The organism is Arthrobacter sp. 10N418, assembly GCF_056394725.1.
This window is the reverse complement of the sequence record NZ_JBFTIK010000008.1, coordinates 173,313-195,230: the sequence shown is the minus strand read 5'-3', so window position 1 is coordinate 195,230 and position 21,918 is coordinate 173,313. Positions and strand designations below refer to the sequence as shown.

Here is a 21,918-nt window from a genome sequence, read left to right as displayed (position 1 = left end):
GCGTTCCCGGCCAGGCCAGGCGAGTGGCGGGCGGCTGCCCGCCACCGAATCAGTTGGCGTGCAGGTCCTGGTTGAGCTCCACCGTCTGCCCCTTGCGGGGAAGGGCTTCGACGGCACCGGTGGCGGAGTTGCGGCGGAAGAGCAGGTTGGGGACGCCGGAAAGCTCCACAGCCTTGACCACCCTGGAGGTGTCCTCGCCGTCGGCGTCCCGGGGCCCGACCACGCGCACGCGGGTTCCGGCGGTGACGTAGAGACCTGCCTCCACCACAGAATCGTCGCCGAGGCTGATGCCCACGCCGGAGTTGGCGCCCAGGAGTACGCGCTCGCCCAGCGCGATCTTCTCCTTGCCGCCGCCGGACAGGGTCCCCATGATCGAGGCGCCGCCGCCGACGTCGGACCCGTCGCCGGCGACGACGCCCGCCGAGATGCGGCCCTCGACCATGGACGTGCCGAGCGTGCCCGCGTTGAAGTTCACGAAGCCCTCATGCATGACGGTGGTTCCTGCGGCCAGGTGCGCGCCGAGGCGGACGCGGTCGGCGTCGGCAATCCGGACCCCGGACGGAACGACGTAGTCCACCATCCGCGGGAACTTGTCCACGCCAAAGACGGTTACGGCGCCGCGCTTGCGCAGGCGGGCCCGGGTCAACTCGAAGTCCTCCACGGCGGCTGGCCCGAAGTTGGTCCACACAACGTTGGGGAGCTTGCCGAAGATTCCGTCGAGGTTGATCGTGTTGGGCTGGACAAGCCGGTGGGAGAGCAGGTGCAGCCGGAGGTAGGCGTCCGCCGTGTCTGCGGGCTCCTCGTCGAGGTGGATCTGGACGAAGACGACTTTCTGCTCGGTGCCGCGGTCGGGGTCTGCGCCGCCGGCAGCGATGTCGAGCAGCGACTGGTCCGCGTTGTCCACGTCGCGGAGGTTCTCCGCCGCGATTCCGAGTGCCGGGGCCGGAAACCAGACGTCCAGCACGGTGGCGACGCCTTCGCGCGTGGAGACTGTGGCCACTCCGTAGCCATAGGCGGAGCGGGCGTCGGCGGGCACAGCGGAAGCGGCAGTTTCAGTCATGGCCCAAGTCTAACGAGCGCGCCCGCGGGGACCGAAACCCAAGACGCGGATAAAGTGGAACGGTGACTGCCCCAGACTCCCAAGCCCCTTCCCGCGCCCATGCCCCCGCACGCCTGGACATCCGCCAGGATGTTGCCCTGCTCACGGCTGCCCTGATCGACATCAACAGCATCTCCGGCAGCGAAACGGAACTGGCCGACGCCGTCGAGCACGCCCTCCGGACCATTCCGCAGCTGCAGCTGGTGCGCGACGGGGACTCCATCATCGCCCGCACCAACCTGGGCCGCGCCGAGCGGGTCATCCTGGCAGGGCATCTCGATACCGTGCCGCTGCCCGCCACGGACGGCTCCCTCGGCACCGTCCCCTCCTACTGGCCCTCGGGGGCGCCCGGCGAAGGCATCCTGTACGGCCGCGGGGCCACCGACATGAAAGGCGGCGTCGCGGTGCAGCTGGCACTGGCCGCGGTGTTCGATGGCGGTGCGGAGCCGGACAAGGACGTGACCTTCGTCTTCTACGACCACGAGGAGGTCGAGGCGGTGAAAAGCGGGCTCGGCCGGCTGGTACGCAACCACGGCGGGCTGTTGGTCGGCGACTTCGCGATCCTGCTCGAGCCTACCGACGGCACGGTCGAGGGCGGGTGTAACGGCACCATCCGTTTTGAAGCGACCACGCTCGGCGAAGCCGCCCACTCGGCCCGGGCCTGGATGGGCAGCAACGCTATTCACGCCGCGGCTCCGATTCTTGAACGGCTGGCCGCCTACGAGCCGAGCACCGTTAACGTCGACGGACTGGATTACCGGGAAAGCCTGAACGCCGTGAAGATCAACGGCGGCACGGCCGGCAACGTCATCCCGGACCGCTGCGTCGTGGAGATCAACTACCGCTTCGCCCCGGACAAGACCCCGGACGAGGCCGAGCAGCACGTACGGGAACTCCTGGCGGGCTTCGACGTCGTCCGGACCGACAGCGCCGCCGGCGCGCGGCCCGGGCTGAACCACCCCGCTGCCGCGTCCTTTGTTGCTGCCGTAGGTGCCGAACCGAAACCGAAATACGGCTGGACCGACGTCGCGCGTTTCAGTGAGCTGGGGATCCCTGCGGTGAACTTCGGGCCCGGGGACCCGCTCCTGGCGCACAAAGACAACGAGCACGTCGAGGCGGACGCGATCCGGGCCTGCCTGCAGGCGCTGCGGCGCTGGCTGAGCCTCTGACGCAGCGCAAGGCAAACGGCCCGGAACCTCCTGGTTCCGGGCCGTTTGCTTGTCCTGCAGCCGTGGAGTCGCTGCCTGCGGGACGCTCAGCTGCGTGCGGGAAACTACACCTCTGCCGGGACGCTGGCGGCGGGGATGATGGCGGCGCCGGGCTTGCGGGAAAGCCGCCGCTCCAGCCATTTGGCGATCGCGGCCAGGATCAGGCACATGCCGACGTACAGGACGCCGGCGACGATGGCCGCCGGGATGATCGGGGAACCGTACTGGATCTGGCTGCCGAAGTACTTCGCCTGGAAGAGGATCTCGTTGTAGGTCACAATGAACCCCAGCGCGGTGTCCTTCAGGATCACCACGAGCTGGGAGATGATCACCGGGAGCATGGAGCGGACTGCCTGCGGGAGCAGGATGCTGGTCATGACAGTGCTCTTCGACAGCCCGATGGCATAGCCGGCCTCGCTCTGGCCGCGCGGCAGGGATTCGATGCCGGCCCGGAAGACCTCGGCCAGGACGGACCCGTTGTAGAGCACCAGTCCGGCGACGACGGCGGTGAACGGCGTGATCCCCTGGACGCCCACGGTCGGCAGGCCGTAGTAGAAGATCATCATCAGGATCAGCAGCGGTACTGCCCGGAAAAGCTCCGTGAAGCCGTAGCACGGGAGGCTGATCCAGCGGCGGTCCGAAAGGCGCCCGAACGCCAGGAAGACGCCCAGCACCAGGCTGAGGACGGCTGCGGTGCCGAACGCGGCCAGGGTGGCTCCGACGGACTGGGCGATGGTCTGCTGGACCAGGGGGAACGTGAACAGCTGCCACTTCTTGGCCTCGAACTGGCCGCTCTGGGCGAACCGCAATATGACGAAGCCGACGATCAGCAGGATCACGAGGGCAGTGACAACCCCCAGGATGCGGTAGCGTGAACGGGCTTTGGGCCCGGGAGCGTCGAAAAGAACGGAACTCATCGGGCAACCTTCCACTTCTGTTCAAGCTTTCGCTGCAGTGCGGAAAGGATGAATACGAGGACGATGAACACGAGCGCGATCCACAGGAGCCCGGTCAGTGCCGGCTCGCCGCGCTCGGAGAGGTTTGCCCGGATGGCTCCGGCCTCGAAAACGGAGAAACCTGCTGCAACAGTCGTGTTCTTGAGCAGGGCGATGAACACACTGAACATCGGCGGGATGACGGCGCGGAAGGCCTGAGGCAGGATGACGAGGGTCAGCGTCTGCGTGAACGGCAGGCCGATGGCGCGGGCGGCTTCGGCTTGCCCCACGGGGACGGTGTTGATGCCGGACCGGACAGCCTCCGCCACGTAGGTCGCGGTGTAGAGGCTCAGGCCGATGATGGCCGCCGTCATGAAGTCGATGGGTACCAGCCCGAGCTTCGGATAGCCGAGGGCGAAGAAGAAGAGCACCAGGGTCAGCGGCGTATTGCGCACCACATTGACGTACAGCGTTGCCGCCGCGCGCATGGCGGGAACGGGCGAGACGCGCAGGGTGGCGACGACGGTGCCGAGGATGAGCGCAAAGATCGCGGAGATGAAGAAGAGTATGAGCGTGTTCCGGAACCCCGTCACGAAAAGGTCCGAATTGTTCAGCAGCGTATTCACAGAATCGTCGCTTTCAGCAGGTGTTGAGGGGGCGGCACTGCGGCCGCCCCCTCAGCGTCGGTTTAGTAGTTCTCTACTGCGGGCTGCTGGACCTTGGTGCCCGACTGGCCCAGGGTCTGGTCGTAGAGCTTCTGCCACACGGTCCCGCCGTCGGTGAACGTCTTGTTGACGAACTGGCGCAGCGCCGTGTCGCCCTTCTTCAGGCCGACACCATACTTCTCAACGGTGAACGGCTGGCCGACAACCTTCAGGCTGTCCGGCTCCTGGGCGGCGTAGCCGAGCAGGATGGCCTGGTCGGTGGTGACGGCGTCGACCTGTCCGCTCTTCAGGGCCTCGACACACTGGGAGTAGGTATCGAACTCGGTGGTCTTCGTGCCCGGGAAGTTGGCCTTGATGTTCTGGATCGGCGTGGAGCCGGTGGCCGAGCAGACGTTCTTGCCCGACAGGTCCTTTTCGCTGTTGATCGTGGAGTTGTCCTTCTTCACCAGCAGGCCCTGCCCGGTGACGAAGTAGGGGCCGGCGAAGTCGATGAGCTGCTTGCGCTTGTCGGTGATGGAGTAGGTGCCGACGTAGTAGTCGATGTCACCGTTGGTGATCGCCGACTCGCGGTTGGCGGACGGGATCGGCTTGAACTCGATCTTGTCCTTGCTGATGCCAAGGGACGCAGCGATCCATTTGGCGATTTCGATGTCGAAACCGGTGTATTCGCCAGTGGCCGCGTCCTTGAACCCAAGGCCGGGCTGGTCCTGCTTGACGCCGATCCGTACCTTGCCGCTGGATTTGATGGCGTCGAAGGTGGGGCTGCCGGAAATCGAGACGTTGTCGGCGACCTTGTACGGCGCCTGCTCCGTGCTGGTCGGGGAGGCGCCGCCGCCGGTTCCGCCGCAGGCGCTGAGGGAAAGAGCCAGCGCCGCGGTTGCTGCGACCAGCATCGGCCTCTTCCGGGTAAAGAATTTCTTCATCAGGTACCTTTCATTGGGCGGCCGCCGCGCGGCGGCCGGAGAATGCTTTGTACTTCTAGTGCGTCAGCAGCTTGGACAGGAAGTCCTTCGCCCGGCTGCTCTTGGGGTTCGTGAAAAATTCCTCGGGGCTGGCGTCCTCGACGATCTGGCCGTCGGCCATGAACACCACGCGGTCCGCGGCCTTGCGGGCGAAGCCCATCTCGTGCGTGACCACGATCATGGTCATGCCTTCCTTGGCGAGCTGGACCATGACGTCCAGGACTTCGTTGATCATTTCCGGGTCGAGGGCCGACGTCGGTTCGTCGAACAGCATGACCTTCGGCTTCATCGCCAGGGCTCGGGCAATCGCGACGCGCTGCTGCTGGCCGCCGGAGAGCTGCGCCGGCAGCTTCGGGGCCTGGTGGCCGACGCCGACCCGTTCCAGCAGGGCCATGGCATCCCTGTCGGCATCTGCTTTGGAGACACCCTTGACCTTCACGGGGCCGAGCGTGACGTTCTCGAGGATCGTCTTGTGGGCAAAGAGGTTGAACGACTGGAAGACCATCCCGACGTCGGCCCGCAGCTTGGCAAGTTCCTTGCCTTCCTTGGGCAGTTCCTTGCCGTCGATGCGGATCACGCCGTCGTCGATCGTCTCGAGCCGGTTGATGGCACGGCACAAGGTTGACTTGCCGGAACCCGACGGGCCGATGACAACGACAACCTCGCCCTTGCGGACGTTCAGGTTGATGTCCTTCAGGACGTGCAGCTGGCCGTAATGCTTATTGACGGCATTCAGGGAGACGAGCGCATCGCCGGGCACTTGAGTAGTCATAAGAAGAATCTAGCGAACATTAGCCGCATATGACCGCTATCACGGGGATTCGTGCAGATCGTGATTCAAGAGATACCTGCAGGTCAGGCTGTTCCTGCGGCGGCGCCATCCCTGCCGCCGGGCCCACGCCGCATCCGGACAGGCCCGACGCGCCGGACCGTCCGGGGCCGGGTTCCGCGCTAGCCTATGGGCATGAGTACCGATCCGCAGCGCAGCCCAGAGCAGGACCCCGCCGGCAAGCCCTCCCGCGAAACCCGGGACACGTCGCCGCCCAACGGGATACGCCACAAAGGCCCGTTGGAGCTGCGGCGCAAGCAGGCCAAAGTCACCATGTCCGACCAGACCCTGCTTGACACGAAGGGCCCGGGCCAGTTTGTCCACACCGACCCCTGGCGCGTCCTGAGGATCCAGAGTGAGTTCGTGGAAGGCTTCGGCGCCCTCGCCGACCTTGGCCCGGCGGTCAGCGTGTTCGGCTCCGCCCGCACCGTGCCCGGCAGCGCCTACTATGATCTCGGCGTCGAGGTGGGCCGCAAGCTGGCTGAAGCCGGCCTTGCCGTCATCACCGGCGGCGGACCGGGGTCGATGGAAGCCGCCAACAAGGGCGCCGTCCAGGGAAACGGCGTATCCGTGGGCCTGGGGATCGAACTGCCCTTTGAGCAGGGCATGAACCAGTGGGTGGACTTGGGCATCAACTTCCGCTACTTTTTCGCCCGCAAGACCATGTTCGTGAAGTATGCCCAGGGCTTCATCGTCCTTCCCGGCGGCCTCGGAACCCTTGATGAGCTCTTCGAAGCAATGGTCCTGGTCCAGACGCGCAAGGTGACGTCCTTCCCGATCGTGCTGCTCGGAACGGTCTTCTGGAGTCCCATGCTCGACTGGATCCGCAGCACGCTGGTGGCGGAGGGGATGATGTCGGCGGAGGACCTCGATCTGGTCCAGCTCGTGGATGATCCGGCGCAGGCCGTGGAGCTTGTCGTAGAGGGCGCCGCCCGGCACCGCAACCCCAGCGGCGGCACCACCAACGGAAACGGCAACAGCGCGCGGGCCTGATCCACCGGGCCGCCGTCGTCTGGCACGATGGACTGGTGAGTCTCTTCCTGGTCTTCTTTGCGATTGTGCTGATTGGCGGCGCCGTCCTTCTCGGCACCGGCCGGGCGTCGAACGTCCTCCGCCGGGGCCGGCGGGACGGCAGCCAGCCCTTCGAGGACGGCTTCGACGAGCCGGTCGCCTCGCTGCCTTCCGTCCTCCTGCCCGCCGACGCCGAACCGTCGGACATTGACCAGCTCCGCTTCGCCGTTGGACTGCGCGGCTACCGCATGGACCAGGTGGACCAGGTGCTTGATGAGTTGCGGGACCAGATCGCCGCCAGGGACCGCAGGATCGAGGACCTCGGGAAGGAAGTGGAGCGCCTGGCCCCGCAGTCGGAGCAGCATCCTTGAACGACCCGAACAACCTGAACGACCCAGGAACCGTCCCGGGAGCGTTTGAGGCCCGGCTGCCGCGGGGGCTCAAAGCGGCGGCTTGGAGCCGCCTGGCAGCGTTTGGCGCCAGGATGGCGCGGTGGCCGTGGTGGGCGCAGGCGGGAGGGCTCTACGTCGCGGCCCGGTTCGTCAGTGCCTGCATTTTCACGGCCGCAGCGCTGCATCAGGGCGTGAACCCGTGGTTTCCCGCCCAACCCGACTACTGGAATTTCATCAACATCTGGGACGCCCGCTGGTACGGCGAAGCCCTGCAGAACGGCTATCCGGACATTCTGCCCACCGACGGGGCCGGGAACGTCCGGGAGAACGCCTGGGCCTTCTACCCGCTGTTTCCCGTGCTGGGAAGGGTGCTGGCGGGGCTGACCGGGATGGCCCCGGCGTGGTCGTTGACGGTGATCGCCATGGCTTCCGGGCTCGGCGCCGCCCTGGTGGCCTACCGCATCTTCCGGCACAAGGCCAGCCACCGCACGGCGTTGTGGGGGACCGTGATGTTCTCGTCCTTCCCCGTCGCGCCGGTGCTGCAGGTGCCGTATGCGGAGTCCCTGAACCTCCTGCTGCTCGGCACCGCACTCTTGTTCGTACTGCGGCGCCGGTATCTGTGGGCCGTGCCGGCGGCGCTGCTGATGGGCCTGTCACGGCCCACGGGGGTTCCCTTTGCGGCCATGGCCGGGCTGCTCCTGCTCTTCCGCCTGTGGGAGCGCTACGCGGCGGACCGCCGCCGAGGGGACGCCCACACCCGTTCGCAGCTCTGGTCCCTGGCCGGGCTCACTGTGGCGAGCGGCATCGGGGCCCTGGTATGGCCAGCCATCGCGTGGGCCGTCACCGGCGATATGGCGGCGTACACCAAGACCGAAGCCGTCTGGCGGGGTCACGATCTCGTGCCCTTCAAACCGTGGTTTGACGCCGGAATCCTCCTCTTCGGACCGGCCCTCGGAGTCCTGGCACCCTTCGCGGCCGTCGCTGCATTCATGCTGTTGATGATGTCCCGGCCCGTGGTGGCGCTGGGGACCGAGCTGAGGCTGTGGTGCAGCTGCTACATGGGCTATCTCCTGGTGTTCCTGTACCCCCAGACAAGCACGTTCCGGATGCTGCTGCCGTTGTTCCCGCTCGCCCTCAGCGCGGCCTGCCTCTCACGGTCCCGCGCGTACCGCGGCACGGTGGTCATCATGTTCGTGCTGCTTCAGATCGTCTGGATCGTGTGGCTGTGGGCGTGGGCGCCGCTGCCGGGCGGCGGGGACTATCCGCCGTGACCCGCAACACCTTTACCGGGTGCCGGCCCGGTTTTCCAGGGCGCGCGGGAAAGTCCAACGATTAGCTCCGGCGGGCTTGTTACGCGATAATAGAGGATAAGCAAGGACAAGAAGCAAACTGAGTTCATAGCTACGGCGCCGTCCCGGCGGCCGCCGGGCAGCTTGTTTGACCAAGCGGACGCAGCCCGGCCGGGCTGGTAAGTCACGGGACTAATGGAGGGGATATTCCTTATGGCGGCTATGAAACCACGCACCGGCGACGGCCCTATGGAAGTGACGAAAGAGGGACGCAGCCTGATTATGCGCGTCCCGCTCGAAGGCGGGGGGCGGCTCGTGGTCGAGCTTAACGCCGCAGAAGCGGCAAACCTGAAGGAATGCCTTGTCGGCGTCACCGAAGTGGTCTCGCGCTAAAAGAGCTTCGCAAAGGGGCGGGTCCCGCAGCCACTGGCTGCGGGACCCGCCCCTTTTTCGATGTCCGGCTGTCGTTGCCTACTTCTTGACCGCGATCAGCAGCCCGTCACCGGTGGGCAGCATGGCTGACGCGAGGCGCTCGTCGTCGCGGATGGACTTGCCCACCTGGCGCAGCACAGCGGTAGTGGTTTCCCGTGCTGCCGGATTGGCCACGCGGTCCTTGTCCAGAGCATCGTTGAGGACCAGCAGGCCGCCGGATTTGAGCAGCCGGATGGCCTGTTCGACGTAGCTGGGGTAGTTCGGCTTGTCGGCGTCGATGAAAACGAGATCGTACGCCCCGTCGGTCAGCCGGGGGAGGACATCGCCTGCCCGGCCGGAGATGGTGCGTGTACGGTTGGCCGGGCTGCCGGCTTCCTGGAACGCTTCACGAGCGGCCTTCAGGTGTTCGACGTCGACGTCGATCGTCGTGAGGACGGCCTGCGGGCCCAGTCCGCGCAGGATGCACACGCCCGACACGCCGGCTCCGGTCCCGATCTCCACAGCCGTCTGCGCTTTGGACGCGGTGGCCAGGACGGTGAGCACCGCACCAACGCCGGGGCCGATCGGCGTCACGCCAAGTTCGAAGGAGCGTTCGCGCGCGTGCAACAGGACCTCATCCTCGGCAGGCAGATCTTCTGCGTAGGACCAGCTCGTGGACTTGTCGGCGCTCATGGGTATCGCTTTCTGGGCGGCAGGGGAGTGTTCCTTACAGCGTACTGTGTCCGGCGCGGCCGGGCCGGGAGGCGGCGCGGCCGTGGCCCAGCCGACGGAACGTGCCCCGACGGCGGGCACGTGCGCGGCTGGTCCGGGAGGGTTGCGCCGACGGCGGAATGGGCATCCCGGGTCAGGAAATTCACAGCTTGTTTTGAAATGATGGGAGTCCGCTCATCCGCGTGGTGATCGGCGTCGAATCAAGGGTGCGGGGCCTGTTTCAGCAGGCGCCATCCAGGCGTAAGTAACATCCACGAGGGGAGCGGACGATGTCGGTACTGGCAGATGTCCCGTCAACTGAAGAGACCCAGGCCGCGGCGGAAGCCGAATGGGTGCGGCCGACGTGGGAAGAAGTGGTGACCAACCACTCCGCCAAGGTTTACCGCCTTGCGTACCGGCTGACCGGTAACAAGTACGACGCCGAGGACCTGACCCAGGAGGTCTTCGTCCGGGTCTTCCGCTCGCTGGACAATTTCAAGCCCGGCACACTGGACGGCTGGCTGCACAGGATCACCACGAACCTGTTCCTGGACCAGGCGCGGCGGAAGAGCCGTATCCGCTTCGATGCGCTCGCCGAGGATGCCGAGTCGCGGCTTCCCGGACGCGAGCCCGGCCCTGAGCAAAGTTTCGAGTTCAACAACCTGGACCTCGATGTGCAGGCTGCCTTGGAGGAGCTGCCGCCTGACTTCCGCGCCGCTGTCGTGCTCTGCGATCTCGAAGGCCTGTCCTACGATGAGGTGGCTGTCGCGCTGGGCATCAAGCTTGGAACCGTGAGGTCGCGGATCCACCGCGGCCGGACGATGCTCCGGGAGAAGCTTGCGCACCGGGATCCGCGGCCGAAACCCGCCTCCAAGCAATCGCTCAAGCCGCGGCTGAAGATACCGCGCATCGCCGGCCTCCTCTGAAAAAGGCGATGGGCCTGTTCAAACGCCTGCTGGGCGGGGCGCGGTGCGGACGGACGCGGCCGGGCGGCATTGCAGGTGGGATCCTCCCGGGCCGGCGGACCGGGGGCGACCACGGCCATCTTGAGTCGTGTGCCCAGTGCCGCGCGCAACAGCAGCGCGAACGCCAGTATTTGGAGCGCCTGCGCGAGGCGGCCGTCCCCGAAGCAAGTGATGACCTGACGGCGCGTTTGCTGGCACGGACACAGCAATTGGCAGCCGAGCGGCAAGCCCGGGAACCTGCGGCCCTGGACCGGGGGAGTCCCCCTGACGATCGCGTCTCCGCCGCCCTCCTGGCCGGCGGGGCCGCGGCCGCACTGGCCCTCATGGCCGGCACCGCCTACCTGATGGGCGGTGATCCCTCGCCTGCCGCGGGCGGCACGGAGACACCGGCCTTTTCCAGCTTCACACAGCAGGACGCGCCCGCAGCGCTGGTCTCCGGTGGATCGCCCGCATCAGGGGACGCCAGGAAGGCCAGCCTCCCCGGGGAAGCCGGACCCGGGGCAGGGATCGGCCTAAGCCTCAGCGGCGAGCCGGACCTGGCGCCCGCAGGGGCGCTCACCGCCGGGCAGCTCGCGACGCTCCGTTCCCAGGGCTGGACGTGTCCCGAGCTGCGGGAGCTGGGCTTCCACATGATCTGGGCGCGCAGCGGCGTCGTGTCCGGTGAGGACGTCCTGGAGTTGCGCCTCACAGACGGCCGGCACTTCGCCACCGTCCTCGAACAGCACGGTGCCCTGCTCCCGCAGCGTCCCCCGGCCCAGCAGGGGGCCACGCCGTCCTCCGCTGTCAACGGGCTGCCGGGCGCCGGCCGGCCGCCCGGCGGGCCACCTGTCAACATCCTCACGGGGCACACCTCAACGGCTGACGGTTTCACCGTGGCGGGACCGGACGGCCCCGGCCGCGTCGCGGAACGGGCCGGCGGCAGCCTCTGGGTCAACACGGCAGCGCCCTACCGGGCCATCTACCAGACCGCCACGGTCACCTTCACCTACGTGTCGGATCAGCCGGCCACGCAGGCCGGCGACGGCGTGGCCGCCCTCATCAGGTCCCGCGCCGGCGCCGCCGGGGACGCGCCGGCGCCGGGCGGAGTGCCGGAGCGGATGGAACGCGGACTCGGCAGGATCCTGGGGATGCTGGCACCATGACGGACCGATCCCCGGCGGAGGGCCGGCGCCTGGAGCTGCGCGAATCGTCGCCGGCCCGACCGAGAGGGTAATCTTCCTAAAGTGCTTGGAATCAACGGACCGGAGTTCATTCTTCTGCTGATCATCGGCCTTCTGGTGATCGGTCCCAGCAGGCTGCCCGAATACACGCAGAAACTTGCAAACATCGTCAAGGAAGTCCGCCGGATGGCGTCCGGTGCGCGCGAACAGATCAAGGAAGAAGTCGGCATCGACATCGATGATGTCGACTGGAAGAAGTACGATCCCCGGCAATACGATCCGCGCAGGATCATCAAGGAAGCGCTGCTCGAGGACGACACGAAACCGATGAGTGCCGGGGCCCCGGCAGCGGTGCCCGCCGCGGCGGCTGCGGCCGACCAGCGCCCGGCCCGTGTGGTCGAACGCCTGCCGGACGGCGAGCCGGCGCCCTTTGACTCAGAGGCCACCTAGGCCCCGTGACCTGGCGGACCGGACCACCGGACCATCACCGTCTTGAGTCAGCGCGGCTGCAGCCCGAGTGACATGCCTTTCAGCCCGCGGGGGACCGACGCGAGTTTCCCCGCGATCCCCGCCAGGGCCTTGGCCGCCGGCGTCTCCGGACGGTCCAGCACCAGCGGCATCCCGGCGTCCCCGCCCTCCCGCAACAGGATATCCAGCGGGATCTGACCGAGCAGGGGGACATCGGCCCCTACTGTTGCCGAGAGGCGCTCGGCGAGCACGGCGCCGCCACCGCTGCCGAAAAGCTCCAGCCGGCCGCCGTCGGGCAGCTCGAGGTAGGACATGTTCTCCACGACGCCGGCCAGGGTCTGGCCTGTCTGGGTGGCGATGGTCCCGGCGCGCTCGGCCACATCCGCGGCGGCCGCCTGCGGGGTGGTTACGACCAGGATCTGAGCCTTCGGCAGGAGCTGGGCCACCGAGATGGCGATGTCCCCGGTCCCCGGGGGCAGGTCAAGGAAGAGGGCATCCAGGTCGCCGAAATACACGTCCGTGAGGAACTGCTCCAGAGCCCGGTGAAGCATCGGGCCGCGCCAGGCCACGGGCTGGTTTCCGGTGACGAACATGCCGATGGAGATAACCTTGACCCCGAAGGCCACGGGCGGGAGGATCATGTCGTCCACCCGGGTGGGTGCCTGGGTGATACCCATCAGTGCCGGGACGGAGAAGCCATAGACGTCGGCGTCCACGATCCCGACGCGCAGCCCCTGCGCGGCCAGGGCGCAGGCCAGGTTCACGGTCACGGACGATTTGCCCACGCCGCCCTTGCCGCTCGCCACGGCATACACTTTCGTCAGCGAGCCGGGCTCGTTGAAGGGGATTCCGCGCTGCCCGCCGGCGCCGCGCAGCTGCTCCTTGAGGGCGTCCCGCTGTTCCTGCGTCATGACCAGCAGTTCGACGTCGACGGCGGTGACGCCCGGCACGGCGGCGAGGGCGGCCTCGCAGTCGCGGGTGATGGTGCCCCGCAGGGGGCAGCCCGCAATGGTCAGGAGCACGGTGATCCGGACCCTGCCGGCGTCGGAAACCTCCACCGACTCGACCATGCCCAGCTCCACGATCGGCCGGCGGAGCTCAGGGTCGATCACGGTGGCGAGTGCCGCGTGCACGGCCCCTTCCAGGGATGCGCGGTCCAGCGGGGTGCTCATGCGATGAATGCTCAGCTCTCGGGGAAGGTGCGGTGCGCGGGCAGACGGGCGGGGTCGGCAGGGGGCCCGGGCGGGTTCTCTGTGGCGTCCGCTCGCGGGGCCTCCCGCTTGCTGCCGGACTTGACGCGCGGGATTTGCTGCGTCCGCGGGCCGCGCTGCTTGTCGCGCCGCTCCTTCATCTTTTCCTTGACCTTGTCCCGCGGGGTCTCGTGGACGCCGGCGGAAGGATCATGGGTGCGCAGTTCCTCCTGCGCTTCCAGCATGTCCTCGAGCAAGCTGCGCAGCTCTGCGCGGACGTAGTCTCGCGTGGCGACCTCGCGCAGGGCGATCCGCAGGGACGCGAGTTCCCGCGTGAGGTATTCGGTATCGGAGAGGTTGCGCTCGGCCCGCTGGCGGTCCTGCTGGAGCGAGACGCGGTCCCGGTCATCCTGCCTGTTCTGCGCCAGCAGCAGCAGGGGCGCCGCGTAGGAGGCCTGGAGCGAGAGCATCAGGGTCAGCAGGGTGTAGCCGAGCGCCTGGGAGTCGAATTGCCACTCCTTCGGCGCGAACGTGTTCCAGAGCAGCCAGAAGACGCAGAAGATCGTCATGTAGACCAGGAACGTCGGCGTCCCCATGAACCGGGCGAAGCCCTCGGTGGCGTGGCCGAAGGCGTCCGGGTTCGGGGAGAACTTGGGCAGGATCCGCGCACGCCCGCTCAGGGGGGTGTCGAGGCTGCCTTTGCCTGTAGCCCTGCTGCCCGGCCGGACGCCGGAGGTTTTCGGGGTGCTGTTATCAGCCAACGCGGCCTCCAAGCTTCCTTATCGGGGCGTCGTCCTCGTGGGCGCGCCAGTCATCGGGCAACAGGTGATCCAGCACGTCATCAACAGTCACCGCCCCCACAAGCCGTCCGTCGCTGTTGACGACGGGGAGCGAGTTGAGGTTGTAGGTGGCCAGCGTGCGGGCCACTTCACTGATGTGCGCCTGGTCCGAGACCGGCTCCAGAGTCTTGTCCACGAGGTTGCCCAGCGGTTCCGGCGGCGGGAATCGCAGCAGCTGCTGGATGTGCACGACGCCCAGGAACCGTCCGGTGGGCGTTTCGAGCGGGGGCCGGGCGATGAAGATCGACGATGCCAGCGCGGGGGAGAGTTCCTCGCGGCGGACATGGGCGAGTGCCTCGGCGACGGTGGCTTCGGGCGGCAGGATGACCGGGACTGGTGTCATCAGGCCGCCTGCGGTGTCCTCGTCGTATTCGAGCAGCCGGCGGACGTCTTCTGCGCCTTCGGGTTCCATCAGCTGGAGCAGCTCCTCGGCCTGTGCGCTGGGGAGCTCGGCAAGGAGGTCGGCGGCGTCGTCAGGGTCCATTTCCTCCAGCACGTCCGCGGCACGGTTGACGTCGAGGGCGGAGAGGATCTCGACCTGGTCGCCTTCGGGCATCTCCTGGAGGACGTCGGCGAGCCGTTCGTCCTGGAGCTCGCTGGCGACTTCAAAGCGGCGTTTGTCGCTCATCTCCTGAAGCGCTTCAGCGAAGTCGGCCGGCTTGAGGTCCTCGTGCGTGGCGACGAACTGGGTGGCGGCCTGGGGCTCGGTGCGGGCGCCCTGCTGGGCATCGGCCCAGTCGATGATCATGGTCTCGTTGCGGCGCAGCCTGCTCAACGGGGAGAGGGAATGGCCGCGGCGGACGAAGAGCTTGCTGACGAACCAGTCGCCGGAGCGGTGCCTGTCCATCGCGATGTCCTCGATGGTGGCATCGCCGCTGCCGTCAGCAAGCGTCACCCGGCGGTCGAACATTTCGGCAACGACGAGGGTCTCCGCTCCGCGCTGCTCAAAGCGGCGCAGGTTCACCAGGCCCGTGCAGATGATCTGGGTCTGGTCGATAGAGGTGATCCGGGTCATCGGGACGAACACACGCTTCTTACCGGGGACCTCGACGACGATGCCCACCACGTGCGGGGCCCCCCGGGTGCCGCGGGAGAGCACCACGACGTCACGCAACCGGCCCAGGCGGTCGCCCAGCGGGTCGAAGACATCCAGTCCGAGAAGTCGCGCAACAAACACGCGCGAAAGATTTGTGCTCACTTGTACAGGCTACCGAGTCTGCTCTCTTTTAGCTGAATTTACAGCCGTCCACCAGCCTGATGGGTGAGAATGGGCGTATGTCAAACATTTTTGGTGCTCCGAGAGCCGGTGCCCCCAACGGCCCGGACGAGGCCCGCACCGTCCCCAAGGGTGACGTTGTCGGCTCCTACTACTCCTATTTGGATGCCCAGAAGGCGGTGGACTATCTGGCGGACCAACAGTTCCCGGTGCAGATGGTCTCAATTGTGGGCAACGATCTGAAGATGGTGGAGCGGGTGACCGGACGGCTCACCTATCCCCGTGTGGCCCTCTCCGGCGCGCTGAGCGGCATGTGGTTCGGCCTGTTCGTCGGCGTCATGTTGTCGTTCTTCTCGCCCACCGGCGGTTACTTCTCGATTGTGACCTCGGTGCTGATGGGGGCCGCGTTCTTCATGCTCTTCGGCATTGTCACGTACGCGATGCAACGCGGAAAGCGTGACTTCACGTCGACGAGCCAGGTGGTGGCGACGAACTACGACGTAGTGGTGTCCTTCGAGGCGGCCGGCGAGGCGCGGCGCCTGCTGCACCAGCTCCCGATGACCCAGCGTGACGCGTCCGCGGCGGGTGCCGCAGGATACCCGCAGCACGACTACCGGGGGCAGACGCCCCCGCAGGGTCCGCAGTACCCCGGCGCGCAGGGGCATGCCCCGCAGCGGCCGGCGGGCTGGAATGATCCCTACGGACAGAGGACGCCGGAGGCCGGCAACCAGCCGGCCGGGCAGTATGACGGCGCACCCCAACCGGGCCAGGGAGCCCAGGCGGCGGCGCCGGTGCAGGCGGCTGAGCCCGGACAACGGACGTCCGGGGTCAGTTACCCCGACCTTCCGGACGGCAGGCCCCAGTACGGGCTCCGGGCATCCGACGTGCAGAAGGCGCAGCAGGCCGGCGACGAGCGCCAGCCTCAGGACGGCACCCAGCCGTAAGCTCCCGGATTCCGGGCCGCCAATCCCCTTACCAACAAGTTGACCCCCGCCGGATCCATCCGGCGGGGGTCAACTTGTTAGGAGGAGCTACGGCGTCTGGCCGTCGGCTTCCTGGTAGATCCCTGCCATCCAGGACTCGACGTCGTCCGCCTTGCGCGGCAGCGCGGCGCTGAGGTTGACCGGGCCCTCGGCCGTCATGAGGATGTCGTCCTCGATGCGGACTCCGATGCCGCGGTATTCCTCGGGAATGCCAAGGTCCTCGTTCTTGAAGTACAGGCCGGGTTCGATCGTGAACACCATGCCCGGGGCCAGGACGCCGTCCAGGTACAGTTCCCGTTTTGCCTGGGCACAGTCGTGGACGTCCAGGCCGAGGTGGTGGCTGGTGCCGTGCGGCATCCAGCGGCGGTGCTGCTGGCCTTCGGTGCTGATAGCTTCCTCGACGGAGACCGGCAGGAGGCCCCACTCGGCGAGCCGTTCCGCCAGCACCGTGGTGGCGGCGGTGTGGATGTCGCGGAACCTGGTGCCGGGCTGCGCCGCGGCAAAGCCGGCGTCGGCGGCGTCGAGCACTGCCTCATAGACCTTGCGCTGGACGTCCGAGAACGTCCCGTTGGCGGGCAGGGTGCGCGTGATGTCCGCCGTGTACAGCGAGTCCGCCTCGACGCCGGCGTCAAGGAGCAGGAGTTCGCCGGCAGTGACCTTGCCGGTGTTCCGGGTCCAGTGCAGGACAGTGGCGTTGTTGCCTGAGGCGGCGATGGTGTCGTAGCCGAGCTCGTTGCCTTCCTCCCGGGCGCGGGCGAAGAATGCCCCTTCCACAACGCGCTCGCCGCGGTGGTGGGTCAGTGCCCGCGGGAGGGCCTTGACGACCTCGGTGAAGCCCTGCACGGTCGCTGCGACGGCGGTCTTCATCTGCTCGACTTCCCACTCGTCCTTGAGCAGGCGCAGCTCGGAAAGTGCCTCGGTGAGCTTTTCGTCGAGGGCATCGAGGACGCCGAGGTCCAGGTTTTCGGGGTCTTTGGCGGTGTTGTACCGGGCGGTGTCCACCAGCGCATCGATATTCTCGTCGACCTTGCGGACCAGCCGGATGGAGATGCCGCCGATTTCGGGGGCGCCGACGTTTTTAGTGATCGCCGTTTCGAGTCCGCTGATGTCCGCCGTTTCGAGGCCGAGCCGGGCATGGAATTCAGCAAGGGTGGGGCGGGCGCCGATCCAGAACTCGCCGGAGCGTGAGTCGGCGTAGAACTGCTCGGTATCCCGGCCTGCGAGCGGGCGGAAGTAAAGCGTCGCGTGGTGGTTGCCGCCGTCGTCGCCGGTGCCCTCCGCCACTGGTTCGAGGATCAGGACGGCATCCGGCTCATGGTCCAGGCCCAGGCCGGTGAGGTGCGCGAAGGCCGAATGCGGGCGGAAGCGGTAATCGCAGTCGTTCGAGCGGACCTTCAGCGGGCCGGCGGGGATGACCAGGCGTTCACCTTTGAACTGGCCGGAAATGGCCCGGCGCCGGGCGGCGGTGTGGCCGGCGACAGCGTCCCGTTCGGGGAGCTGCTGCTGGGACGGCGCCCAGTTACTGGCCATGAAAGCCTTGAAGGCGTCGGAAGTGGGCCGCTGGGAGCGGTTGTTGACGCGCTCGTCCAGGGGCTGGGAAGCGGAGACTTGGGTGTTATCTGCATCGTTCACCGTCCCATAGTCTCATCAGCTGCACGGCCTAGGCCAACGGGCACGCGCCGCCGGAGAGCGGCCGTCAACTAGGCTGGTGGAGTGAGGATTGACCTGCATGCCCACTCGAATGTTTCCGACGGCACCCAGGCGCCGGCCGACGTCATTGCGTCGGCTGCTGACGCCGGGCTCGACGCCGTAGCCCTGACCGACCACGATTCCACCGGCGGCTGGGCGGAGGCCACCGCGGCGGCCCGGGAGCACGGCATCGCTTTCGTGCCCGGCATGGAGGTTTCCTGCCGCACGGAGGACGGAATCAGCGTCCACCTCCTGAGCTACCTGCATGACCCGGCGCACCCGGGGCTGCTGGAGGAAATCACGAAAGCCAAGGACGCTCGGCACACGAGGGCGAAGAGGATGGTCAGCCTTCTCTCCGAGGATTACCCGCTGACGTGGGACGACGTCATCCACCATGTGGCTCCGGGGGCAACGCTGGGCCGGCCGCACATTGCCGACGCGCTCGTCGCCGCCGGCGTTGTGGAGGACCGGTCCGAGGCTTTCAGTTCCATCCTGACCTCCAGGTCGCGCTACTGGGTGCAGCACTACGCGCCGGAGCCGGCGCTCGCCGTCGAACTGGTCCGGGCGGCGGGCGGGGTGCCGGTTTTTGCCCACCCCGTTGCTTCCTCCCGCGGACGGATCGTGGGAGAGCGCACCTACCGGGAGATGATCGACGCCGGGCTGGCCGGCCTGGAGATCTACCACCGGGACAACCCCGAGGAGGGACGTGAGTTCCTCCGCGGCCTGGCCGAACGGTACGGCCTGTTCGTGACCGGGTCCTCCGATTACCACGGCGCCGGGAAGCCGAACCTGCTGGGCGAGAACCTCACCTCGCCCGAGGTCCTGGCCCGGATCGAGGACCTGGGCAGCGGAACCCCCGTGGTGCGCTGATCCCCTTCGACCCAACTGACTGGCAGCAGGGGCCGTTTTGAGCGCCCAGAACGGCCCCTGCTGCCAGTCAGTTGGGAATGCGAGCTAGTTGCCCGGGAACGACGTGAACGTGGCGTGCTTTGCGAGCCGCTTGGCCATGACGTCGATGGCCGGCTGGTTCTGGTCCACGCACACGAACCTGCGGTCAAGCTTCGCGGCCACGGCGCCGAGCGTCCCGGACCCGGCGAAGAAGTCCAGGCACCAGTCGCCCGGCCGGCTCGAAGCAGCCACCACCCGGCGGATCAGCCCTTCGGGCTTCTGCGTCGGGTAACCCGTTTTCTCCCGGCCGGTGGGGGAGACGATGGTGTGCCACCAGACGTCGGTGGGGAGCTTGCCGAGTTCGCGCTTCGCCGGCGTGACAAGCCCGGGCGCCATGTACGGCTCCCGGTCCACCTCGGCGCTGTCGAAATGGTACTTGGCCGGGTTCTTGACGTACACGAGGATGTTGTCGTGCTTCGTGGGCCAGCGGAACTTGGCCCGCGCACCGTAGTCGTACGCCCAGATGATCTCGTTGAGGAAGCATTCGCGGCCGAAGATGGCATCCAGCATCACCTTGGCGTAGTGCACCTCGCGGTAGTCCAGGTGCAGGTACAGGGTGCCGTCGTCGGCGAGCAGCCGCCAGGCTTCCACAAGCCGCGGCTCGAGGAAGGACCAGTAGTCGCTGAACGCGTCGTCGTACTTGTGCAGGGCGCCCTTGATGGTGTCGTAGGACCGGCCCTTGAAGCCGACCCGGTCGCCCTCGCCGCCGGCGTTGAGCACCATCCGGGTTTCCTGGCGCTTCTGGACCCGGCCGGTGTTGAAGGGCGGATCCACGTAAATCAAGGTGAAGGCGCCGTCCGGCAGCGTGGGAAGGTACTCCGCGTTGTCCGCGTGTACCACCAGATTGCTGCCGTCCGGCGCCCAGACGGTGTCAGTCATGAAGGGGTTTAGGCCTCGGCGCTGCCCGGCTGCGAAGTGCCGCCTTGCGCGTCGCCCCCGGTCACCACTTCGCCGTTGTGGCGGCGGGTGCGGGTCCGGCGGCGGGCACGGGTGGCCCGGTCGACCTCGACCGCGGCCTTGGCGGGTGCCGGTGCCGCGGTCGCTACAGCCTCGGCAGCCTGGCCGGCGGAGGCATCAGCCTCGGCGGGACGGCGACGGCGGTCTCCGGACCGTCCGCTCTCCTGTCCGCCACCGGCGCCGCCGCTGCGGCGGGTATCGCGGGCGCTGTCCCGTCCGCCTGCGCTGGTGCCGCGGGCGCTGTCCCGTCCGCCTGCGCTGGTGCCGCGGGCGCTGTCCCGTCCGTCTGCGCTGGTGCCGCGGGCGCTGTCCCGTCCGCCAGCGCTGGTGCCGCGGGCGTTCTTCTTGCCGGTCTCGCCGAGGTCCTCAAGGACCTCAGCGTCGACGCCGGCCAGCACGCGCTTGTCGCGCGGCAGGCGGCCCTTGGTGCCCGCGGGGATGTCCAGTTCCTCGAAGAGGTGCGGTGACGAGGAGTAGGTTTCCACGGGCTCCGGGTAGCTCAGGCCCAGCGCTTTGTTGATCAGGCCCCAGCGCGGCATGTCGTCCCAGTCGACGAACGTCACGGCCGTGCCCTTGTTGCCGGCGCGGCCGGTGCGTCCCACCCGGTGCAGATAGATCTTTTCGTCTTCGACGCACTGGTAGTTGATCACGTGCGTGACATCGTCGACGTCGATGCCGCGGGCGGCGACGTCGGTGGCCACGAGGACGTCGACCTTGTTGTTGCGGAAGGCGCGGAGCGCCTGCTCGCGGGCGCCCTGGCCCAGGTCGCCGTGGATGGCGGCGGCTGCGAAGCCGCGGTCCACGAGTTCCTCGGCAACCTTGGCTGCGGTGCGCTTGGTCTTGGTGAAGATGATGGTGCGGCCGCGTCCGCGGGCCTGCAGGATGCGGGCCACGACCTCGACCTTGTCCATGCTGTGGGCACGGTAGATGAGCTGGCGGATGTCGCGCTTGGTCAGGCCTTCGTCGTCCGGGTCGGCGGCACGGATGTGGGTCGGCTGGGTCATGTAGCGGCGGGCCATGGCGATGACCGGGCCGGGCATGGTGGCGGAGAACAGCAGGGTCTGGCGGACGGCGGGGGTGCCGGCGATGAGGGTCTCAACGTCCGGGAGGAAGCCGAGGTCCAGCATTTCGTCGGCCTCGTCAAGGATGACCATCTTGACGTTCTGCAGGCTCAGGTGCTTCTGCTTGAACAGGTCGATGAGGCGGCCGGGGGTTCCGACAACGATTTCGACGCCCTTCTGCAGCGCGTCAACCTGGGGCTCGTAGGCGCGGCCGCCGTAGATGGTGGCAATGCGGGCGTTGCGCTTCGTGGCGGCGTTCTCAAGATCCTTCGCCACCTGGACGGCCAGTTCTCGGGTCGGCACGATCACCAGAGCCTGCGGTGCGCCCGGAACTGCCAGCTTTTCGAAGCCGGCGTCGTCGCGGCCGACGACGCGCTGCAGCGCAGGGATGCCGAAGCCCAGGGTCTTGCCGGTTCCGGTCTTGGCCTGGCCGATGATGTCGTGGCCGGCCAGGGCGACGGGCAACGTCATGGCCTGGATGGGGAAGGGGTGGGTGATGCCGGCGGCGGCAAGGGACTCCACGATGTCGGCGCGGACGTTGTAGTCCGCGAAGGTCTTCTCGGCAATCTCATGAGGCTTTTCGTCCGAGATGATGGTCTCTTCGGGCTCGATCGATTCCGTTCCGGATGCGTCGGTCAGAAGCTGGTGCGTGTGCAATTCACTCACAGGTGAGTTTCCTTATTCATTTTGGGCTGCGCTGCTTGCTCGACGGGGGCGGCCGGGTGTGGCCGTTCCGGAGCACGCTCAGGCGCGCAGGCAATTCCAGTGGAAGCCGATCGCGGGCTATCTAAATGCTGGCACTGGGGACCAGCGGGTGTGTCTCAAGATCGCGTAGGGGCGGGCTTGTTGAATTCGGAAATGATGGAAATCAACGACCGGGCATCCATATCTACCTCTCCAGTCTAGCTGTACCGGGCCCGGAACCTGGAC

At 67.4% G+C, this 21,918-nt stretch carries 22 protein-coding genes; 10 read left to right on the top strand and 12 right to left on the bottom strand.

Annotated features, from left to right (window positions below; translation table 11 throughout):
• Window positions 1–49: 49 nt before the first annotated feature.
• A complete protein-coding gene (dapD, locus tag AC1DCZ_RS08955; protein ID WP_476894177.1) occupies window positions 50–1,060 on the bottom strand; it encodes a 2,3,4,5-tetrahydropyridine-2,6-dicarboxylate N-succinyltransferase in 1,011 nt (336 codons plus the stop codon).
• 62 nt (window positions 1,061–1,122) lie between these two features.
• Between dapD and dapE the strand changes: the two genes are divergently transcribed.
• A complete protein-coding gene (gene dapE / locus AC1DCZ_RS08950) occupies window positions 1,123–2,268 on the top strand; it encodes a succinyl-diaminopimelate desuccinylase (protein ID WP_476974258.1) in 1,146 nt (381 codons plus the stop codon).
• Window positions 2,269–2,372: 104 nt separating this feature from the next.
• Here the strand turns inward: dapE and AC1DCZ_RS08945 are convergent, their stop codons facing one another.
• The 4 genes from AC1DCZ_RS08945 to AC1DCZ_RS08930 form a co-directional block, all read right to left on the bottom strand.
• A complete protein-coding gene (locus AC1DCZ_RS08945; RefSeq protein ID WP_476974257.1) occupies window positions 2,373–3,224 on the bottom strand; it encodes an amino acid ABC transporter permease in 852 nt (283 codons plus the stop codon).
• Window positions 3,221–3,868: an amino acid ABC transporter permease gene (locus tag AC1DCZ_RS08940; protein WP_476974256.1), complete on the bottom strand. Its 648-nt coding sequence runs from the start codon at window positions 3,866–3,868 to the stop codon at window positions 3,221–3,223. The genes AC1DCZ_RS08945 and AC1DCZ_RS08940 overlap by 4 nt, the downstream gene beginning before the upstream one ends.
• A 62-nt stretch (window positions 3,869–3,930) precedes the next feature.
• Complete coding sequence (locus AC1DCZ_RS08935; protein ID WP_476974255.1) at window positions 3,931–4,830, bottom strand: glutamate ABC transporter substrate-binding protein; 900 nt, start codon at window positions 4,828–4,830, stop codon at window positions 3,931–3,933.
• A 55-nt stretch (window positions 4,831–4,885) separates the two neighbouring features.
• The gene (locus AC1DCZ_RS08930) at window positions 4,886–5,641 is read right to left on the bottom strand and encodes an amino acid ABC transporter ATP-binding protein (protein ID WP_476894182.1); all 756 of its coding nucleotides are present in this window, start codon (window positions 5,639–5,641) and stop codon (window positions 4,886–4,888) included.
• Window positions 5,642–5,827: 186 nt separating this feature from the next.
• Between AC1DCZ_RS08930 and AC1DCZ_RS08925 the strand changes: the two genes are divergently transcribed.
• The 4 genes from AC1DCZ_RS08925 to AC1DCZ_RS08910 all read left to right on the top strand — a co-directional run bounded on the left by AC1DCZ_RS08925 (window position 5,828) and on the right by AC1DCZ_RS08910 (window position 8,783).
• Window positions 5,828–6,691 carry an LOG family protein gene (locus tag AC1DCZ_RS08925; RefSeq protein ID WP_476974254.1) on the top strand — a complete coding sequence of 288 codons (864 nt, stop codon included), beginning with the start codon at window positions 5,828–5,830 and terminating at the stop codon, window positions 6,689–6,691.
• 35 nt (window positions 6,692–6,726) lie between these two features.
• Window positions 6,727–7,080, top strand: coding sequence for a DivIVA domain-containing protein (locus AC1DCZ_RS08920; protein WP_476974253.1), 354 nt, complete (start codon window positions 6,727–6,729; stop codon window positions 7,078–7,080).
• A gap of 113 nt (window positions 7,081–7,193) precedes the next feature.
• Window positions 7,194–8,372: a hypothetical protein gene (locus tag AC1DCZ_RS08915; RefSeq protein ID WP_476974276.1), complete on the top strand. Its 1,179-nt coding sequence runs from the start codon at window positions 7,194–7,196 to the stop codon at window positions 8,370–8,372.
• A 231-nt stretch (window positions 8,373–8,603) separates the two neighbouring features.
• A complete protein-coding gene (locus tag AC1DCZ_RS08910) occupies window positions 8,604–8,783 on the top strand; it encodes a DUF3117 domain-containing protein (protein WP_476894185.1) in 180 nt (59 codons plus the stop codon).
• Window positions 8,784–8,861: 78 nt separating this feature from the next.
• On the opposite strand, the gene AC1DCZ_RS08905 is transcribed toward AC1DCZ_RS08910, so the two are convergent.
• Complete coding sequence (locus AC1DCZ_RS08905; RefSeq protein WP_476894186.1) at window positions 8,862–9,494, bottom strand: O-methyltransferase; 633 nt, start codon at window positions 9,492–9,494, stop codon at window positions 8,862–8,864.
• Between the two features lie 308 nt (window positions 9,495–9,802).
• On the opposite strand from AC1DCZ_RS08905, the gene sigE reads away from it, so the two are divergent.
• The 3 genes from sigE (at window position 9,803) to AC1DCZ_RS08890 (ending at window position 12,087) form a co-directional block, all read left to right on the top strand.
• The gene (gene sigE, locus AC1DCZ_RS08900) at window positions 9,803–10,438 is read left to right on the top strand and encodes an RNA polymerase sigma factor SigE (protein WP_476974252.1); all 636 of its coding nucleotides are present in this window, start codon (window positions 9,803–9,805) and stop codon (window positions 10,436–10,438) included.
• Between the two features lie 8 nt (window positions 10,439–10,446).
• Window positions 10,447–11,619, top strand: a complete 1,173-nt coding sequence (locus AC1DCZ_RS08895; RefSeq protein ID WP_476974251.1) for an anti-sigma factor — start codon at window positions 10,447–10,449, stop codon at window positions 11,617–11,619.
• A gap of 81 nt (window positions 11,620–11,700) precedes the next feature.
• The gene (locus AC1DCZ_RS08890; RefSeq protein WP_476974250.1) at window positions 11,701–12,087 is read left to right on the top strand and encodes a twin-arginine translocase TatA/TatE family subunit; all 387 of its coding nucleotides are present in this window, start codon (window positions 11,701–11,703) and stop codon (window positions 12,085–12,087) included.
• A gap of 47 nt (window positions 12,088–12,134) precedes the next feature.
• Here the strand turns inward: AC1DCZ_RS08890 and AC1DCZ_RS08885 are convergent, their stop codons facing one another.
• Genes AC1DCZ_RS08885 through AC1DCZ_RS08875 form a run of 3 tightly spaced genes read right to left on the bottom strand, consistent with a single transcriptional unit; the run spans window position 12,135 to window position 15,332 of the window.
• Window positions 12,135–13,277: an Mrp/NBP35 family ATP-binding protein gene (locus tag AC1DCZ_RS08885; protein WP_476974249.1), complete on the bottom strand. Its 1,143-nt coding sequence runs from the start codon at window positions 13,275–13,277 to the stop codon at window positions 12,135–12,137.
• An 11-nt stretch (window positions 13,278–13,288) separates the two neighbouring features.
• A complete protein-coding gene (locus AC1DCZ_RS08880; protein ID WP_476974248.1) occupies window positions 13,289–14,068 on the bottom strand; it encodes a DUF1003 domain-containing protein in 780 nt (259 codons plus the stop codon).
• On the bottom strand, window positions 14,049–15,332 hold the full coding sequence (locus AC1DCZ_RS08875) for a magnesium transporter MgtE N-terminal domain-containing protein (protein ID WP_476894192.1): 1,284 nt from the start codon (window positions 15,330–15,332) through the stop codon (window positions 14,049–14,051). Before AC1DCZ_RS08875 ends, AC1DCZ_RS08880 begins: the two co-directional genes overlap by 20 nt.
• 77 nt (window positions 15,333–15,409) lie before the next feature.
• Here AC1DCZ_RS08875 and AC1DCZ_RS08870 point away from each other — a divergent pair, with 77 nt between their 5' ends.
• Window positions 15,410–16,294: a YflT domain-containing protein gene (locus tag AC1DCZ_RS08870; protein ID WP_476974247.1), complete on the top strand. Its 885-nt coding sequence runs from the start codon at window positions 15,410–15,412 to the stop codon at window positions 16,292–16,294.
• A gap of 87 nt (window positions 16,295–16,381) precedes the next feature.
• On the opposite strand, the gene AC1DCZ_RS08865 is transcribed toward AC1DCZ_RS08870, so the two are convergent.
• Complete coding sequence (locus AC1DCZ_RS08865; RefSeq protein ID WP_476974246.1) at window positions 16,382–17,965, bottom strand: aminopeptidase P family protein; 1,584 nt, start codon at window positions 17,963–17,965, stop codon at window positions 16,382–16,384.
• A gap of 81 nt (window positions 17,966–18,046) precedes the next feature.
• Between AC1DCZ_RS08865 and AC1DCZ_RS08860 the strand changes: the two genes are divergently transcribed.
• Window positions 18,047–18,892, top strand: a complete 846-nt coding sequence (locus AC1DCZ_RS08860) for a PHP domain-containing protein (protein ID WP_476974245.1) — start codon at window positions 18,047–18,049, stop codon at window positions 18,890–18,892.
• 84 nt (window positions 18,893–18,976) lie between these two features.
• On the opposite strand, the gene AC1DCZ_RS08855 is transcribed toward AC1DCZ_RS08860, so the two are convergent.
• Both AC1DCZ_RS08855 and AC1DCZ_RS08850 read right to left on the bottom strand, forming a co-directional pair.
• On the bottom strand, window positions 18,977–19,849 hold the full coding sequence (locus AC1DCZ_RS08855) for a DNA-methyltransferase (protein ID WP_476974244.1): 873 nt from the start codon (window positions 19,847–19,849) through the stop codon (window positions 18,977–18,979).
• An 8-nt stretch (window positions 19,850–19,857) separates the two neighbouring features.
• Entirely contained in the window at window positions 19,858–21,654 is a 1,797-nt protein-coding gene (locus tag AC1DCZ_RS08850; protein ID WP_476974243.1) for a DEAD/DEAH box helicase, read from the bottom strand.
• Between the last annotated feature and the right edge of the window lie 264 nt (window positions 21,655–21,918).

Coding starts and splice junctions, on each gene's coding strand:
- sigE (WP_476974252.1), top strand. CDS start 9,803: ATGTCGGTACTGGCAGATGTCCCGTCAACTGAAGAGACCCAGGCCGCG.
- AC1DCZ_RS08885 (WP_476974249.1), bottom strand. CDS start 13,277: ATGAGCACCCCGCTGGACCGCGCATCCCTGGAAGGGGCCGTGCACGCG.
- AC1DCZ_RS08930 (WP_476894182.1), bottom strand. CDS start 5,641: ATGACTACTCAAGTGCCCGGCGATGCGCTCGTCTCCCTGAATGCCGTC.
- AC1DCZ_RS08855 (WP_476974244.1), bottom strand. CDS start 19,849: ATGACTGACACCGTCTGGGCGCCGGACGGCAGCAATCTGGTGGTACAC.
- AC1DCZ_RS08910 (WP_476894185.1), top strand. CDS start 8,604: ATGGCGGCTATGAAACCACGCACCGGCGACGGCCCTATGGAAGTGACG.
- dapD (WP_476894177.1), bottom strand. CDS start 1,060: ATGACTGAAACTGCCGCTTCCGCTGTGCCCGCCGACGCCCGCTCCGCC.
- AC1DCZ_RS08935 (WP_476974255.1), bottom strand. CDS start 4,830: ATGAAGAAATTCTTTACCCGGAAGAGGCCGATGCTGGTCGCAGCAACC.
- AC1DCZ_RS08870 (WP_476974247.1), top strand. CDS start 15,410: ATGTCAAACATTTTTGGTGCTCCGAGAGCCGGTGCCCCCAACGGCCCG.
- AC1DCZ_RS08905 (WP_476894186.1), bottom strand. CDS start 9,494: ATGAGCGCCGACAAGTCCACGAGCTGGTCCTACGCAGAAGATCTGCCT.
- AC1DCZ_RS08915 (WP_476974276.1), top strand. CDS start 7,194: ATGGCGCGGTGGCCGTGGTGGGCGCAGGCGGGAGGGCTCTACGTCGCG.
- AC1DCZ_RS08925 (WP_476974254.1), top strand. CDS start 5,828: ATGGGCATGAGTACCGATCCGCAGCGCAGCCCAGAGCAGGACCCCGCC.
- AC1DCZ_RS08945 (WP_476974257.1), bottom strand. CDS start 3,224: ATGAGTTCCGTTCTTTTCGACGCTCCCGGGCCCAAAGCCCGTTCACGC.
- AC1DCZ_RS08895 (WP_476974251.1), top strand. CDS start 10,447: ATGGGCCTGTTCAAACGCCTGCTGGGCGGGGCGCGGTGCGGACGGACG.